At 71.9% G+C, this 14155-nt stretch carries 15 protein-coding genes; 11 read left to right on the forward strand and 4 right to left on the reverse strand.

Translation table 11 applies throughout. From position 1 onward, the window contains the following. Positions 1-257 precede the first annotated feature (257 nt). The 7 genes from ACQP2P_RS09155 to ACQP2P_RS09185 all read left to right on the forward strand — a co-directional run bounded on the left by ACQP2P_RS09155 (position 258) and on the right by ACQP2P_RS09185 (position 7149). Positions 258-1385: an AAA family ATPase gene (locus tag ACQP2P_RS09155; protein ID WP_433614661.1), complete on the forward strand. Its 1128-nt coding sequence runs from the start codon at positions 258-260 to the stop codon at positions 1383-1385. Positions 1386-1441: 56 nt separating this feature from the next. Next, entirely contained in the window at positions 1442-2305 is an 864-nt protein-coding gene (locus ACQP2P_RS09160) for a DUF58 domain-containing protein (RefSeq protein ID WP_433089935.1), read from the forward strand. Next, positions 2302-3252, forward strand: coding sequence for a VWA domain-containing protein (locus ACQP2P_RS09165; protein WP_433085042.1), 951 nt, complete (start codon positions 2302-2304; stop codon positions 3250-3252). Before ACQP2P_RS09160 ends, ACQP2P_RS09165 begins: the two co-directional genes overlap by 4 nt. Before the next feature lie 390 nt (positions 3253-3642). After that, the gene (gene fabG, locus ACQP2P_RS09170) at positions 3643-4347 is read left to right on the forward strand and encodes a 3-oxoacyl-[acyl-carrier-protein] reductase (protein ID WP_433614663.1); all 705 of its coding nucleotides are present in this window, start codon (positions 3643-3645) and stop codon (positions 4345-4347) included. A 30-nt stretch (positions 4348-4377) separates the two neighbouring features. Next, positions 4378-5151 (forward strand): enoyl-ACP reductase FabI, encoded by a 774-nt coding sequence (fabI, locus tag ACQP2P_RS09175; protein WP_433614665.1) that lies wholly within the window; start codon positions 4378-4380, stop codon positions 5149-5151. Between the two features lie 181 nt (positions 5152-5332). After that, positions 5333-6337: a ferrochelatase gene (locus ACQP2P_RS09180; protein ID WP_433614667.1), complete on the forward strand. Its 1005-nt coding sequence runs from the start codon at positions 5333-5335 to the stop codon at positions 6335-6337. Positions 6338-6360: 23 nt separating this feature from the next. Beyond that, positions 6361-7149, forward strand: a complete 789-nt coding sequence (locus tag ACQP2P_RS09185) for an HAD-IIA family hydrolase (RefSeq protein WP_433614668.1) — start codon at positions 6361-6363, stop codon at positions 7147-7149. Position 7150: 1 nt separating this feature from the next. Here ACQP2P_RS09185 and ACQP2P_RS09190 read toward each other — a convergent pair whose 3' ends face one another. Next, positions 7151-7933, reverse strand: coding sequence for a hypothetical protein (locus ACQP2P_RS09190; protein ID WP_433614670.1), 783 nt, complete (start codon positions 7931-7933; stop codon positions 7151-7153). A gap of 75 nt (positions 7934-8008) precedes the next feature. Between ACQP2P_RS09190 and ACQP2P_RS09195 the strand changes: the two genes are divergently transcribed. Continuing rightward, entirely contained in the window at positions 8009-8815 is an 807-nt protein-coding gene (locus tag ACQP2P_RS09195; RefSeq protein WP_433614671.1) for a DUF3097 domain-containing protein, read from the forward strand. A 22-nt stretch (positions 8816-8837) separates the two neighbouring features. Here ACQP2P_RS09195 and ACQP2P_RS09200 read toward each other — a convergent pair whose 3' ends face one another. After that, positions 8838-10148 carry a serine hydrolase domain-containing protein gene (locus tag ACQP2P_RS09200; protein ID WP_433619062.1) on the reverse strand — a complete coding sequence of 437 codons (1311 nt, stop codon included), beginning with the start codon at positions 10146-10148 and terminating at the stop codon, positions 8838-8840. 120 nt (positions 10149-10268) lie between these two features. Here ACQP2P_RS09200 and ACQP2P_RS09205 point away from each other — a divergent pair, with 120 nt between their 5' ends. Then, positions 10269-10703: an NfeD family protein gene (locus tag ACQP2P_RS09205; RefSeq protein ID WP_433614673.1), complete on the forward strand. Its 435-nt coding sequence runs from the start codon at positions 10269-10271 to the stop codon at positions 10701-10703. A gap of 23 nt (positions 10704-10726) precedes the next feature. Then, the gene (locus tag ACQP2P_RS09210; RefSeq protein ID WP_433619064.1) at positions 10727-11830 is read left to right on the forward strand and encodes an SPFH domain-containing protein; all 1104 of its coding nucleotides are present in this window, start codon (positions 10727-10729) and stop codon (positions 11828-11830) included. Between the two features lie 374 nt (positions 11831-12204). On the opposite strand, the gene ACQP2P_RS09215 is transcribed toward ACQP2P_RS09210, so the two are convergent. After that, positions 12205-13017: a TrmH family RNA methyltransferase gene (locus ACQP2P_RS09215; protein ID WP_433614675.1), complete on the reverse strand. Its 813-nt coding sequence runs from the start codon at positions 13015-13017 to the stop codon at positions 12205-12207. A gap of 346 nt (positions 13018-13363) precedes the next feature. Between ACQP2P_RS09215 and ACQP2P_RS09220 the strand changes: the two genes are divergently transcribed. Next, complete coding sequence (locus ACQP2P_RS09220; RefSeq protein ID WP_433614677.1) at positions 13364-13876, forward strand: AAA family ATPase; 513 nt, start codon at positions 13364-13366, stop codon at positions 13874-13876. Here the strand turns inward: ACQP2P_RS09220 and ACQP2P_RS09225 are convergent. After that, entirely contained in the window at positions 13836-14051 is a 216-nt protein-coding gene (locus tag ACQP2P_RS09225) for a hypothetical protein (protein ID WP_433614679.1), read from the reverse strand. The two genes, ACQP2P_RS09220 and ACQP2P_RS09225, sit on opposite strands and share 41 nt — an antisense overlap. Between the last annotated feature and the right edge of the window lie 104 nt (positions 14052-14155).

The raw sequence follows: 14155 nt of genomic DNA on the forward strand, positions 1-14155 counted from the left end.
GAGTGTGAGCGCCGGGCGGCCACGGGGGAAGCCGCCCGGCGACGGGTGAATCGTACCCACTGCGGTACGGGTGGTGTCCAGTCGTCGCGCCCGGCCGGTGACGAAAATCCCCCGGATCGATAGTCACATATGCGATATATCGGACCAAGGTGACGGGAAGGCAACTCCCAGTAGGCTCTCAGGAGCATCGGATCGCGATCGGTCGCCGCGCCGTGCGACGCTAGGTTGACCGGCGTTAGGTTTGTTCCGACGTTAGGTTGACTGGGAAGTACAAGCGCGCGCGTGGAGGACCGGTGACCGAGCCGAACAACCCTGTCTCGACCCCAGCTCAGGACGCGACCGTGCTCGAACGGGCGCTCTTCGAGGTCAAGCGGGTGATCGTCGGCCAGGACCGCATGATCGAGCGGATGTTCGTGTCCCTGCTGTGCCGTGGCCACGTGCTGCTCGAGGGCGTGCCGGGCGTCGCCAAGACGCTCGCCGTGGAGACCCTCGCCCGGGTCGTCGGCGGCACCTTCTCCCGCATCCAGTTCACCCCCGACCTGGTCCCGGCCGACATCGTCGGCACCCGGATCTACCGGCAGTCCAGCGAGAAGTTCGACGTCGAGCTCGGGCCCGTGTTCGTGAACTTCCTGCTCGCCGACGAGATCAACCGCGCGCCCGCGAAGGTGCAGTCGGCGCTGCTGGAGGTCATGGCCGAGCAGCAGGTGTCGATCGGCGGCGAGACCTACGACGTGCCCCGCCCGTTCCTGGTGATGGCCACCCAGAACCCGATCGAGCAGGAGGGCGTCTACCCGCTGCCCGAGGCCCAGCGCGACCGGTTCCTCATGAAGATCCAGGTGGGGTACCCGACCGACGCCGAGGAGCGCGAGATCGTCTACCGGGTCAGCGTGAAGACCCCGGAGCCGGCCGCGGTGCTCACCACCCAGGAGCTCATGGCGCTGCAGGACAAGGCCGACGACGTCTTCGTGCACAACGCGCTCGTGGACTACGCGGTGCGGCTGGTGGTCGCGACCCGCTCCCCGGCCGAGCACGGGCTGGGGGACATCGCGCACCTGATTCAGTACGGTGCCAGCCCCCGCGCCTCGCTCGGCATCGTGCGGGCCTCGCGCGCGCTGGCCCTGCTGCGCGGCCGGGACTACGCGCTGCCCCAGGACGTGCAGGACATCGCCCCCGACATCCTGCGCCACCGGCTCGTGCTGTCCTACGACGCGCTCGCCGACGACATCCCGGCCGACGACGTCGTGCGCCGGGTGCTCGCCGCCGTGCCGCCGCCCACCGTCGCGCCCCGCCAGCAGGCGACCACCGCCCCCGCGGGCCAGCCGGGCCAGCCCGGGCAGCCGGGGCCGGGCGGCACGACCACGATCACCACGTGGCCGGGTCGGTGAAGCTTCACAGCGGCACCGGCCTGGAGGACGCCCGGGCGGAAGTCGTGCTCAACCGCATGCAGCTGCTCGTCACGCGCAAGCTCGACGGGCTGCTGCAGGGCGACTATCTCGGCCTGCTGCCCGGGCCGGGCACGGAGGCGGGGGAGTCGCGGGAGTACCGCCCGGGCGACGACGTGCGCCGCATGGACTGGCCGGTCACGGCGCGCACCACGCTGCCCCACGTCCGCCAGACCGTCGCCGACCGCGAGCTGGAGACCTGGCTCGCCGTGGATCTGAGCGCGAGCCTCGACTTCGGCACCGCGCAGTACCTCAAGCGCGACCTCGCGGTGGCCGCGGCGGCCGCGGTGGCGCACCTGACCGTGCGGGGCGGCAACCGCATCGGGGCCGTCGTCGGGACCGCCGACGACCTGACCCGCCTGCCCGCGCGCCCCGGCCGCAAGGACGCCCAGGGGCTGCTGCGCACGATCGCGCTCACCCGGGGCCGGCCCGGCCGCGCGGACCTCGGCGCGCTCATCGACATGCTCAACCGGCCCCCGCGCCGGCGCGGCCTGGCCGTGGTGATCTCCGACTTCATGACGCCGCCGGAGCAGTGGGCGCGCCCGCTGCGCAAGCTCGGCGTGCGCCACGACCTGCTCGCCGTCGAGGTCGTCGACCCGCGGGAGCTGGAGCTGCCCAACGTCGGCGTCATCGCGCTCGTGGACCCGGAGACGGGCCGGATGCACGAGGTGCAGACGGCCGACCCGAAGCTGCGCCACCGCTACGCGCACGCGGCCGCCGCCCAGCGGGCCGAGATAGCCTCGGCCCTGCGCGGCGCGGGCGCGGCCCATCTGCGGCTGCGCACCGACTCCGACTGGCTCCTGGACATCGTCCGGTTCGTCGCGGCCCAGCGACACGCTCGAACTCGAGGTACGACCCGATGATCCGTCTGCTCTCGCCGTGGTGGCTGCTCGCCCTGATTCCCGTCGCGGGCGTCATCGGCATCTACATCTGGCGGCAGGTGCACCGCCGCGCGTTCGCGGTGCGCTTCACCAACGTCGACCTGCTCAGCAGCCTGGTGCCCAAGGGCATCGGCGCGCGCCGGCACGTCAGCGCCGCGGCGTTCCTGCTCAGCCTGGTGATCCTCGCCTTCGGCCTGACCCGCCCGTCGGTCGACACCAAGGAGCCGCTGGAGCGGGCCACGATCATGCTCGCCATCGACGTGTCGCTGTCGATGCAGGCGACGGACGTGGCGCCGACGCGCATCGACGCGGCCAAGGCCGCGGCCGTCGACTTCGTCAAGCAGCTCCCGCCGAGCTTCAACGTCGGGCTGGTCTCCTTCGCCAAGACCGCGAGCGTGCTGGTCTCGCCGACGAAGGAGCGCAACTCGGTGATGCAGGCCATCGAGGGCCTGACCCTGCAGGAGTCCACGGCGACCGGCGAGGCGGTCTTCACGAGCCTCGACGCGATCCGCACGGTGCCCGCGGACGGCGCGGCCGGCCCGCCGCCGGCCCGCATCGTGCTGCTCTCCGACGGCTTCCGCACCGCGGGCCGCTCGCTGGAGGACGCGTCCGCGGCGGCGTCGGCGGCCAACGTGCCGGTGTCGACGATCGCCTTCGGCACCGACGAGGGCGTGGTGCGCATCGGCAACACGCCGCAGCGGGTGCCCGTCGACCGGCCCTCGCTGCAGAAGGTGGCGGAGGTCACCAAGGGGTACTTCTACGAGGCCGCCAGCAAAGACGAGCTCAAGCGGGTCTACTCGGACATGGGCAGCTCCATCGGCTTCCGCACGAAGCCGCGGGAGATCACCCAGTGGTACCTCGGGTTCGGGTTCCTGCTGGCGCTGTGCGCGGGCGGGCTGAGCCTGCTGTGGGGCTCGCGCCTGCCCTAGTGGGCGCCGACGAGGTAGAAGAGCGCGGCCACCCAGGCGGCGGCCAGGAAGAAGCCAACGGGCGCGACGAAACGGCTCACGACATGCTCCAACGGGTGTTGTCTCAGGCAGAAGGAGAGAACAGACACACGGAAGCCGTGGCGGGTGATCTGCTGTTACCGGCCACGACTGGAGGGATCGCTACTTCGCACAGCGATCACCTCCTGGGAGCAGCTGCCGTGCCGGACGGTCAGCGGAAGGGACCCAGCCGTCAATACGGCCGGGTGCCGGACGGCCCCAATGCTACGCCCTGTCGCCAAACCCGGCATCAGCCGCCCGGCACATTGGGACCTACCATGCGGTAACACCTACGCTCCCTACAGATTTCCATGAGCTTGGAGAGGCGGCACCGTGGCGAGGACCGTACTGGTCACCGGCGGCAACCGGGGCATCGGACTGGCGATCGCGCAGGCGTTCGCCAAGCAGGGTGACCGCGTGGCGGTGACGCACCGCGGTTCCGGGGCGCCCGAGGGCCTGTTCGGCGTGCAGTGTGACATCACCGACAGTGCTGCCGTGGACGCCGCCTTCACCGAGGTCGAGCAGGCGCTCGGCCCGGTCGAGGTGCTCGTCGCCAACGCCGGCGTCACCCAGGACACGCTGCTGCTGCGCATGAGCGAGGAGCAGTTCACCGGCGTCGTAGACACCAACCTGACCGGCTCGTTCCGCTGCGCCAAGCGCGCCGCGAGCAAGATGCTGCGCGCCCGCTGGGGCCGCATCGTCTTCATCTCCTCGGTCGTGGGCCTCTACGGCAGCCCCGGCCAGGTGAACTACGCGGCCAGCAAGGCCGGGCTGGTGGGCATGGCCCGATCGATCACCCGCGAGCTCGGCAGCCGCAACATCACCGCCAACGTGGTCGCGCCCGGGTTCATCGAGACGGACATGACGGCGGTGCTGCCGGAGGCGACGCAGGCCGAGTACCGCAAGAACATCCCGCTGGGGCGCATGGCGAAGCCCGAGGAGGTCGCCGACGTGGTGACCTTCCTGGCCAGCGACGCCGCGGCCTACATCACCGGCGCCGTCATTCCCGTGGACGGCGGCCTGGGCATGGGCCACTGACTACTTTTTTCTGAGGGAGATTGCGCAATCATGGGTGGACTTCTCGAAGGCAAACGCCTGCTGATCACCGGCATCATCACCGACCAGTCGATCGCCTTCGCCGCCGCGAAACTCGCCCAGGAGCAGGGCGCCAAGGTCGTGCTCACCGGCTTCGGCCGGCTGTCGCTGGTGGAGCGCATCGCCAAGCGGCTGCCGCAGGAGGCGCCGGTGATCGAGCTCGACGTGACCAACCAGGAGCACCTCGACGGCCTGGCCGACAAGGTGCGCGAGCACGTGGACGGCCTCGACGGCGTGCTGCACTCCATCGCCTTCGCCCCGGCGTCCTGCCTGGGGGGTGACTTCCTGAGCGCCCCGTGGGAGGACGTGGCCACGGCGGTGCACGTGTCGACGTTCTCGTTCAAGGCGCTCGCCGTCGCCTGCCTGCCGCTCATGGGCACCGGCGGCTCGATCGTGGGCCTGGACTTCGACGCGACGCGGGCCTACCCCGTGTACGACTGGATGGGCGTGGCCAAGGCCGGCCTCGAGTCGACGTCGCGCTACCTGGCCCGCGAGCTCGGCCCGCGCGGCATCCGCGTGAACCTGGTGGCGGCGGGCCCGCTGCGCACGATGGCGGCGAAGTCGATCCCGGGCTTCGCGGTGTTCGAGGACACCTGGTCGAAGGCCGCGCCGCTGGGCTGGGACCTCTACGACCAGGAGGCCGCGGGCAAGGCCTGCTGCGCGCTGATGTCGGACTGGTTCCCGGCCACGACGGGCGAGATCGTGCACGTCGACGGCGGCTACCACGCCATCGGCGGCACTTCCTGAGCAAGATTGCTGCTCGGGTCCGCGTCAGTCGCTGACCGTTGCTCCCGCCAGACAATGGGCGGCCCTGAAGGCCTTCGGCCGCGCAGGGCCGCCCAGCCAGGTCCGCGGGCCAAGAGCGAAGACCGCACCGAGCCCCCGGGCCCGGGCAGCGGGCGGATCACCCAGGAGCACAATGGTGCGCGTGGCTTACGACGCGTTCCTCCTGCTCTCCTTCGGCGGCCCGGAGGGGCAGGACGACGTCCTGCCGTTCCTGGAGAACGTGACCCGCGGCCGGGGCATCCCGCGCGAGCGCCTGGAGGCCGTCGCCGGGCACTACCGGCACTTCGGCGGGGTCTCGCCGATCAACGCCCAGTGCCGCGAGCTGCTCGACGCGCTGCGGCCGCGGCTCGACCTGCCGATCTACTGGGGCAACCGCAACTGGCACCCGATGCTCGCCGACACGGTGCGGCAGATGCGCGACGACGGCGTGCGGCACGCGATCGCCTTCGTCACGAGCGCCTACGGGTCGTACTCCTCCTGCCGGCAGTACCTCGACGACATCGACCGGGCCCGGGCCGAGGTGCCCGGCGCCCCGGTCATCGACAAGATCCGGCACTACCACGACCATCCCGGCTTCATCGAGCCGCACGCCGACGCGGTGCGGGCCGCCCTGGCCACCCTGCCCGGAAAGGCGCCCGCGCGGCTGGTGTTCACCGCGCACTCCATCCCGGCCGCCATGAACGCGGCCAGCGGGCCCGGGGGCACCGGGCGCTACCATGCCCAGCTGCGCGAGGCCGCCGCCCTCGTCGCCGAGCGGGCCGCGCCCGGGCTGGCGTGGGACCTGGTGTGGCAGAGCCGCTCCGGGCCGCCGCAGGTGCCGTGGCTGGAGCCGGACATCAACGACCACCTCGAGGCGCTGGCCGGGGACGGGGTCGCCGAGGTCGTCGTCAGCCCGGTCGGGTTCGTGTCCGATCATCTCGAGGTGCTCTGGGACCTCGACGAGGAGGCCGCGGCGACCGCGGCCCGGCTCGGGCTCGCCTACGCGCGGGCCGGGACGCCCGGCGCCGACCCCCGGTTCGCCGACATGGTCCGCGAGCTCGTCGACGAGCGCGTTATTGCTCACAGTAATGTGCGTCACGCGCTCGGAGCCGTCCCCACCTGGGATTTCTGCCCGGCCGACTGCTGCGTGTCACCGAAACGCGCATAGGTTCGAAACGTTGCTGAGGGAGTATGTTGCGCGTGAGAGAACGCAAGCCCATCGAGTCCTGGCTCACCGACATGGACGGGGTCCTCGTGCACGAGGGCGAGCCCGTGCCGGGCGCACCGGAGTTCGTCAACCGGCTGCGCTCGTCCGGCAAGCCGTTTCTGATCCTGACCAACAACTCGATCTACACCGCCCGTGACCTGCAGGCCCGGTTGCGCCGCATAGGGTTCGACGTGCCGGAGTCCGCGATCTGGACCTCCGCGCTGGCGACCGCCGAGTTCCTCGACACGCAGCGGCCGGGAGGCACCGCCTACGTCATCGGCGAGGCGGGGCTCACCACGGCGATGCACGAGGTCGGGTACATCCTCACCGACACCGAGCCCGACTACGTGGTGCTGGGCGAGACCCGGACGTACTCCTTCGAGGCCATCACCGCCGCGATCCGCCTGATCAACAACGGCGCCCGGTTCATCTGCACCAACCCCGACGCCACCGGGCCGTCCAACGAGGGCGCGCTGCCGGCCTGCGGGGCGGTCGCCGCGCTGATCTCGAAGGCCACGGGGATCGAGCCGTACTTCATCGGCAAGCCCAACCCGATGATGATGCGCTCGGCCCTCAACAGCATCGACGCCCACTCCGAGACCACCGCCATGATCGGCGACCGCATGGACACCGACGTGCTGTGCGGGCTGGAGGCCGGCCTGGAGACCATCCTCGTGCTCAGCGGCATCAGCACGACGGCGGACGTGGAGCGCTACCCCTACCGCCCCTCGCGCATCATCCCGTCAGTGGCGCACCTGATCGACGAGGTCTGAGCTACAGCAGCGGGGCGTTGCAGGCGGCCACCAGGGCCCGGCGGCAGGCCGTGGTCAGGGGCCGCAGGGCGGCGTCGCGCTGCTGGACCTCGTAGCCGTTGACGGCGCCGCCCGGGGCCGCGTGCTCGGCCAGCGCCAGCACGCGGTCGAGGGTGCTGGCGCGCGCGTAGAGCCGCCGCGCCCGCGGGTCGTAGCCGGGCGGGAGGTCCGTCGCGCCGTCGGGCTTGCGGATGGCCTCGATCGCGCCCGCCAGCTCGGGGCGCCACTGGGCGATGTCGAGCTTGGCCAGGGTCCGGGTCGCCGTGACCAGCTCCGCGGAGAGCTCGGCCTCGGCCTCGGCCGCGGTCGGCTCGTGGGCCGGCGGGCGCTCCTGCGGCAGGGCGAAGACCTGCCAGCGCACGGTCTCGAACTCGTCGCCCGAGCCCGAGGTGTGCAGGCGGACCTCCGGCACGAAGCCCAGCGCGCCCGCGAGCACCCCCTCGCCGGCCAGCAGCGCCGCGCCCGTGAACGGGCCGGGGCCGGGCAGGCCGCGCGGGTCGCCGGGTGCGGGCAGGACCAGGCGCACCTCGTCCGGGTGCAGCTTCGCCAGCGACGGCAGGGCGTCGGCGAGCGACACGTCGGTCCAGGTGCCGGGGACGTCGGAGACCATGTGCTCCTCGTCGCCGGAGATCTCGGCGGCGGCGTCGTCGCACGGCACCAGGCCGGCGCGCCACGCCCGGACCCATGCCACGAAACGCGCCGAGCGGCGCGCCTGGAGGGTCGCCGCGCGTGCTGCGGGGGACATGGGAGCAAGGGTACGTGCTGACGTGCCGGTATGTCTCGCAGGCGAACAGGCCGTCAGCCGATACGCTTGCCGGCCATGGATGTCCTGGCGAACAACGACTGGCGCCGCCGGCGGGCGGTGCCCGTGGTGGAGGCCGAGCTCGAGCTGGTCGTGGAGGACGCCGACTCGGGGTTCTGCGGGGCCGTGGTCGGCTTCGAGTTCGGCGCGGTCGTGCTGGAGGACCGGCACGGCAACCGGCGCAACTTCCCGCTCGATCCGGCCGCGTTCCTGCTCGAGGGGCGCCCGGTGACCCTGGTGCGGCCCGCGCCGCAGCGGGCCCGGCCGCAGCGGCAGCGCACCGCCTCGGGCTCGATCGCGGTGGCCGGGCACACCGCCCGGGTGGCCCGCCGCGGCCGGATCTGGGTCGAGGGCATCCACGACGCCGCCCTGGTCGAGCGCATCTGGGGCGACGACCTGCGCGTCGAGGGCGTGGTCGTGGAGCCGCTGGACGGCATCGACGAGCTCGCCGCCGCCGTGCGGGCGTTCGGGCCCGGGCCCGTGGCGCGGCTCGGGGTGCTCGTGGACCACCTGGTACCAGGCTCGAAGGAGAGCCGGATCGTCGCCTCGGTGCAGTCGCCCTACGTGCTCGTGACCGGGCACCCGTACATCGACGTCTGGCAGGCCGTGAAGCCCTCGGCGGTCGGCATCCGGGCGTGGCCGGTCGTCCCGCCCGGGCAGCCCTGGAAGGAGGGCGTCTGCGCGGCTCTCGGGGTCGCCGAGCCGGCCGAGCTGTGGCGGCGCATCCTCGCCTCGGTGTCGAGCTTCCGGGACGTGGAGACGCCGCTGATCAACTCGATGGAGCGGCTCATCGACTTCGTGACCGAACCCGACGAAGACCTCTAGACCGGACCTCTAGACCGGACCTCTAGATCGGCCAGGGCTCGCGGGTGAACACGAAGGTCGCGATGTCCAGCGCGACCACCTCGCCCGACGGCGAGCGGCGCACCTGCAGGACCTCGCCGTCGTTCTCGCCGGATCGACCCCGCCAGCGGTCGGCCGCCGGCCCGTCGGGCTCGAAGCGCCACGGCGTGTCGCCGGTGGTCAGCGGGGTCACCACGAGCGCGTCGTCCGCCCAGCCGGCCTCGTACTCGCGCCCCATCCACCACCAGCGCCCCGTCAGCGGCGCGATCTCGGCCGGCGGGGGCGGCCCCGGGGCCCACGGCGCCGGACGGACCGGCTCGCGGTCCAGGACCGTCTCGAGCAGGTCGAGGCCGAAGGCGCTCAGCCCGCCGGGGTGATGCATGGTGTACGCGTTGGCGAAGGCGACCACCGCGGTGCGCGAGGGCCGGTGGACCGCGAACACGGCCACGTAGCCGGGCATCGAGCCGCTGTGGCCCACGAACACCCGCTCGCCGCGCCGCCACAGCTGGATGCCGAGCCCGTGCCCCGCGCGCCACGACTCGAGGTCGCTGAGCACGAACGGCGCGCACATCTCGTCCACCGTCGCGGGGGCCAGCACCGCCGGGTCCGGGTCGGCCACGAACGCGGCCCAGCGCGCCAGGTCCTCGACGGTCGACCACAGCTGCCCGGCCGGGGCCATCGCGCCGGCGTCCGGGTGCGGCTCCTCGCGCATCTGGTCGAGCCAGGGGTGCATGACGTACCCGCGGGCGTACGGCTCGGCCGCGGCGTACGTGGTGCGCTCCAGCCCGAGCGGGCGCAGCAGCCGCTTGCCGAGCATCTCGGTCCAGTCCTCGCCGCCCAGCCGGCTCACCACCGCGCCCAGCAGCCCGTAGGCGAGGTTGGAGTAGTGGAAGCCGTGCAGCGGGGGGTACGCCACCTTGTCCGCGGTCAGCGTGGACAGCAACGTCTCCACGTCGGTGCCGCCGTGACGCTCCCACCACTCGCCGTCGGGCTCGCGCTGGACGCCGCCGGCGTGCCCGAGCAGCTGGCGCAGCGTCACCGCGCCCACCGGGGTGCCGGGCAGGTGGCGGTACAGCAGGTCGTCGAGGGCCAGCCGGCCCTCGTCGCGCAGGGCCAGCACGAGCGCGGCCGTCATGGTCTTCGTGATCGAGCCGATCCGGAACTGCGTCCCGGGCTTGAAGGGGCCGGCGTGCGCGGTGTGGGCCAGGGCCCCGTCGCGGACCACGCCCGCGACCAGTGTCGGCACCCGCGCGCCGGCGTGGGCGCGGGCGACGAGGGCATCGATGCGGGCGGTCGTCTCGGGCAGGAGGGGCACGGGGGTCACGATCAGCCCAACTGTCCACATCGCGCAAGGGTGGCGGGACTTTCGCAAGGTTCCCGCAACGGGCGGGCGCCGGAGGCGGCACGACGTGCATCGGCGTGACACGATCGAGGGGTGGATGTCTGGCTGATCGTCTGGCTGATCGTCGGCGCCGCGCTCGTCGCGGCGGAGATCTTCACGACCACATTCGTGCTGCTGATGTTCGCGATCGGCGCGTTCGCCGCCGCCGGGGCCGCCGCCCTGGGGGCGGGCGAGCCGATCCAGGCCGCCGTCTTCGCCGTCGTGAGCGCGCTGTCCTTCGTGGCGGTGCGCCCCACGCTGCGCCGGTACATGCACCGCGACGAACGCGACACCCAGATGGGTGTCGAGGCCATCGAGGGCTCGATGGCGCTTGTGATGGAGGAAGTGGACACCGACAGCGGCATGATCAAGATCGACGGGGAGTTGTGGCGGGCCCGCCCGTACGACGCCACGCAGACCTTCGCCGCAGGGGAGCGGGTCCGGGTGATCGAGATCAAGGGTGCCACCGCAATGGTGTGGAAGGACTGAGCCCAGTGGATCCAAGCGTGTTCCTGGCGGTGGTCGTCATCGTCGCCGCCCTCGTCGCCATCATCACCGTCGTCAAGTCGGTGAAGGTGGTGCCGCAGCAGGTCGAGTACGTGGTGGAGCGGCTCGGGAAGTACAGCCGGACGCTCACGCCCGGCCTGAACATCCTCGTGCCCTTCATCGACTCCGTGCGCAACAAGGTCGACAAGCGGGAGGCGGTCGTCAACTTCCCGCCCCAGCCGGTCATCACGTCCGACAACCTGGTCGTCTCGATCGACACGGTGCTGTACTTCAAGGTCGTCGACTCCGTGCGCGCGACCTACGAGATCTTCTCCTACCTGCAGGCGATCGAGCAGCTGACCGTCACCACGCTGCGCAACGTGATCGGCTCCCTCGACCTGGAGAAGGCCCTCACGAGCCGCGACGAGATCAACCGGCACCTCTCCGGCGTGCTGGACGAGACGACGGGCCGCTGGGGCATCAAGGTCACCCGCGTCGAGATCAAGGCGATCGAGCCCCCGCCGAGCATCCGCGACTCCATGGAGAAGCAGATGCGCGCCGAGCGCGACCGCCGCGCCGCGATCCTGCACGCCGAGGGCCTCAAGCAGTCGCAGATCCTGACCGCCGAGGGTGAGAAGCAGGCCGCGGTCCTGCGGGCCGAGGGTGAGCGGCAGTCCCGCATCCTGACCGCCGAGGGCCAGGCGAAGGCCATCCGGACCGTCGTGGACTCCATCCACCTGGCGAACCCGGACTCGAAGGTCATGGCGTACCAGTACCTGCAGTCCCTGCCGCAGATCGCCGCCGGCCAGTCGAACAAGCTGTGGATCCTCCCGGTCGAGCTCACCAAGGCCCTGGAGGGCATCGGGGGCGCCCTGGGCGGGATGAGCACCATGTCGAACGAGGAGCGCTCGCGCCACGTCGACCAGTCCTCGGTCGAGGAGGCCGAGTCCGAGGAGGTCCTGGAGGCCCGGCGCGCCGCGGAGGAGGCCGCCGCGGCGGCCAACGCGGAGGCGGCGGCGGCCGCGGCCCAGGTGTCGGGCGACCAGCCGCCGCGCGAGCTGCCGAGCAGCCCGGGCGCGGCGGCTTCGGCGTTCGGCTCCCTGCCGACGGAGCAGCGCGACAACGCCTGATCAGCACATGGCCGAGGGCCGTCCGGTTCGCTCCGGGCGGCCCTCGTCGCCGCACCGGTGCCGCTCCGTCCGGCGCGCGGGCGGACGGCGCCGGGGAGTGTGAGCGGCCGTACCGCAAGGCCGGGCAGCGGCGGGCCATCGAGCTGTTCGCCGGCGCGGGGTGGACCCCTCCCAGCGGGCGATCGGGGGCTCGTGTTCCTCGTCCCCGCGGTGCTCGCGCGGCCGGCCGCCATGGCCCGGTCCACGGATCGCGACCGTGCACGCGGACTGGTCCTGCCCTTGCCACCGCGAAGGCCGGGATGTCTGGCGGGAGCGACGGTCAGTGACTGACGCGGACCCGAGCCATGACCTTCCTCGGCGGCAGCGCCGGGGTGTCACGGGTGTTCGGTGCGGTTGAGCTCCCAGAAGGCGACGGCTGCGGCGTTGGCGACGTTGAGTGAGTCGACGCCTCGGTGCATGGGGATGACGATGCGGGCGTCGCTGGCGTCGAGGGCCCCGGTTGTGAGACCGGGGCCCTCGGCGCCGAGGAGCAGGGCCGGCTTGGCGCGTTGTGCGGCGGTGAGGTGCTGGATGGGGATGGCGTCGGCTGCTGGGGTGAGCGCGAGGACGGTGAAGCCCGCCTTTCGCACGTCGGTGAGCGTGTCGGGCCATGGGTGGAGGTGGGCGTAGGGGACGGCGAAGACCTCGCCCATGCTGACGCGGACGCTGCGGCGGTAGAGCGGGTCGGCGCAGGTGGGGGAGAGCAGCACGGCGTCCATGCCGAGGGCTGCCGCGCTTCTGAAGAGGGCACCGAGATTGGTGTGGTTGTTGATGTTTTCCAGGATGGCGAGTCGTCGCGCGGTCCTGAGGATCTCGGCGGCGTCGAGCTCGGGTTTGCGGTGGAACGACGCCAAGACGCCCCGGTGCACGTGGAAGCCGGTGATGGCCTCGAGCGTCGCCTGGTCGCCGGCGTACACGGGTGTGTCCGCCAGGTTCAGGTCTTCGAGTTGCGAGACGCGTTTGGCGTCGATGAGGACCGAGCGGAGCCGGTAGCCGGCTCGGAGGGCTCGGCGCAGGACGAGCTCTCCTTCGGCGATGAACAGGCCGTTGGGCGGTTCCCAGCGGGTCCGCAGCTCGAGGTCGGTGAGTGCTCGGTAGTCGGCGAGCCGCTCGTCGAGCGGGGTGGTGATCATCTCCGTGGCCTGCATCAGGTCGATTCTGCCGTGCGGGACGAGAGGGCCACCAACCGCAGCCGACCTCGGCCATTGGTCTGTGGTTCGCCGGCGAGGTCGCCGCCACCGGCCTGGGCCAGCAGGCCTTCGGTTCACTGGCCCGCAGCTCGTTTGCCGCTGCCGCGCCCCCGACATGCAGGTGGCGAGGCTTCGTGGATGTCGTCGCGGCGTTTCCACCGGATGCGGACTCCACGCCCGTTCCAGCACCATCCACATTGGACGATATGCCCGTGTCGGTCCTGTGCCGGCGTCCGGTTCGCGGCACGAGCGCGGTCGAGCGACCGCACGCTTCGCCGGCCGGGTGACCCACGTACGCTGAGTTGTGTTGATCGTGATCTCTGGCTTGCCGGGCACCGGCAAGACCGCCGTGGCCGCCGGTGTCGCCGCCAGGTTGCATGCCGTGCATCTGTCCATCGACACCGCCGAAGACGCCATGCTCGGCGCCGGGCTGACACCTGGCTGGGAGACCGGAGTCGCGGCATACGAGGTGACCAGGGCCGCTGCCGAACAGAACCTCGCGCTGGGCTGGGATGTCGTCGTCGACGCCGTCAACGACAGCGAACCAGCCCGCCAGACCTGGCGTCATGCGGCCGAACATGCGGCCGTCGCACTGCGATTCGTACTGCTCACCTGCTCCGATCAGCAGGAGCATCGGCGCCGTCTGGAGAGCCGGCGTCGAGGGTTGCGCCACCTCCCGGAGCCAACCTGGGGCGACGTCGAATCTCGGGCCTGCGCCTATGAGCCGTGGACGGACCACTACGTCCTGATCGACACCTCCGCGCCGCTGGAGACGGTCATCGAGGCAACACACCGACGACTTGCGCAAAGCCGGTAGCGGCGCGCAACGCCGAGGCGGCGACGTCCTCGGCGTCGCTTCGGGTGTCGAGCAGCCGGACGGCCTGCCCGTAGACCCGGTTGCGATGCAGGTCGAACACGGCGGCGAACGCCTGCGCGTCACCGCCGCATGCACGCCGCCACAGCAACGCCTCGCCCTGCTCGATCACCGCCACACTCCTGTAGTGTCCGCACCCCGCACCGCGGGTTTCACCACCATGCTGTGGCAGGCGTCCGGCGGCCGCGCCTTCGGTGTACCGGACTGGCGAACCGCCTCCTG

Origin of the sequence: Dactylosporangium sp. CA-139114 (genome assembly GCF_050955725.1) — a bacterium.
Lineage (GTDB): Bacteria > Actinomycetota > Actinomycetes > Mycobacteriales > Micromonosporaceae > Dactylosporangium.

Bases quoted from the DNA above. Each gene is read 5' to 3' on its own strand.
- ACQP2P_RS09160 (WP_433089935.1), top strand. From the start codon at position 1,442: ATGCAGCTGCTCGTCACGCGCAAGCTCGACGGGCTGCTGCAGGGCGAC.
- ACQP2P_RS09215 (WP_433614675.1), bottom strand. From the start codon at position 13,017: ATGCAGGCCACGGAGATGATCACCACCCCGCTCGACGAGCGGCTCGCC.
- ACQP2P_RS09165 (WP_433085042.1), top strand. From the start codon at position 2,302: ATGATCCGTCTGCTCTCGCCGTGGTGGCTGCTCGCCCTGATTCCCGTC.
- ACQP2P_RS09195 (WP_433614671.1), top strand. From the start codon at position 8,009: ATGGATGTCCTGGCGAACAACGACTGGCGCCGCCGGCGGGCGGTGCCC.
- ACQP2P_RS09185 (WP_433614668.1), top strand. From the start codon at position 6,361: ATGTTGCGCGTGAGAGAACGCAAGCCCATCGAGTCCTGGCTCACCGAC.
- fabI (WP_433614665.1), top strand. From the start codon at position 4,378: ATGGGTGGACTTCTCGAAGGCAAACGCCTGCTGATCACCGGCATCATC.
- ACQP2P_RS09190 (WP_433614670.1), bottom strand. From the start codon at position 7,933: ATGTCCCCCGCAGCACGCGCGGCGACCCTCCAGGCGCGCCGCTCGGCG.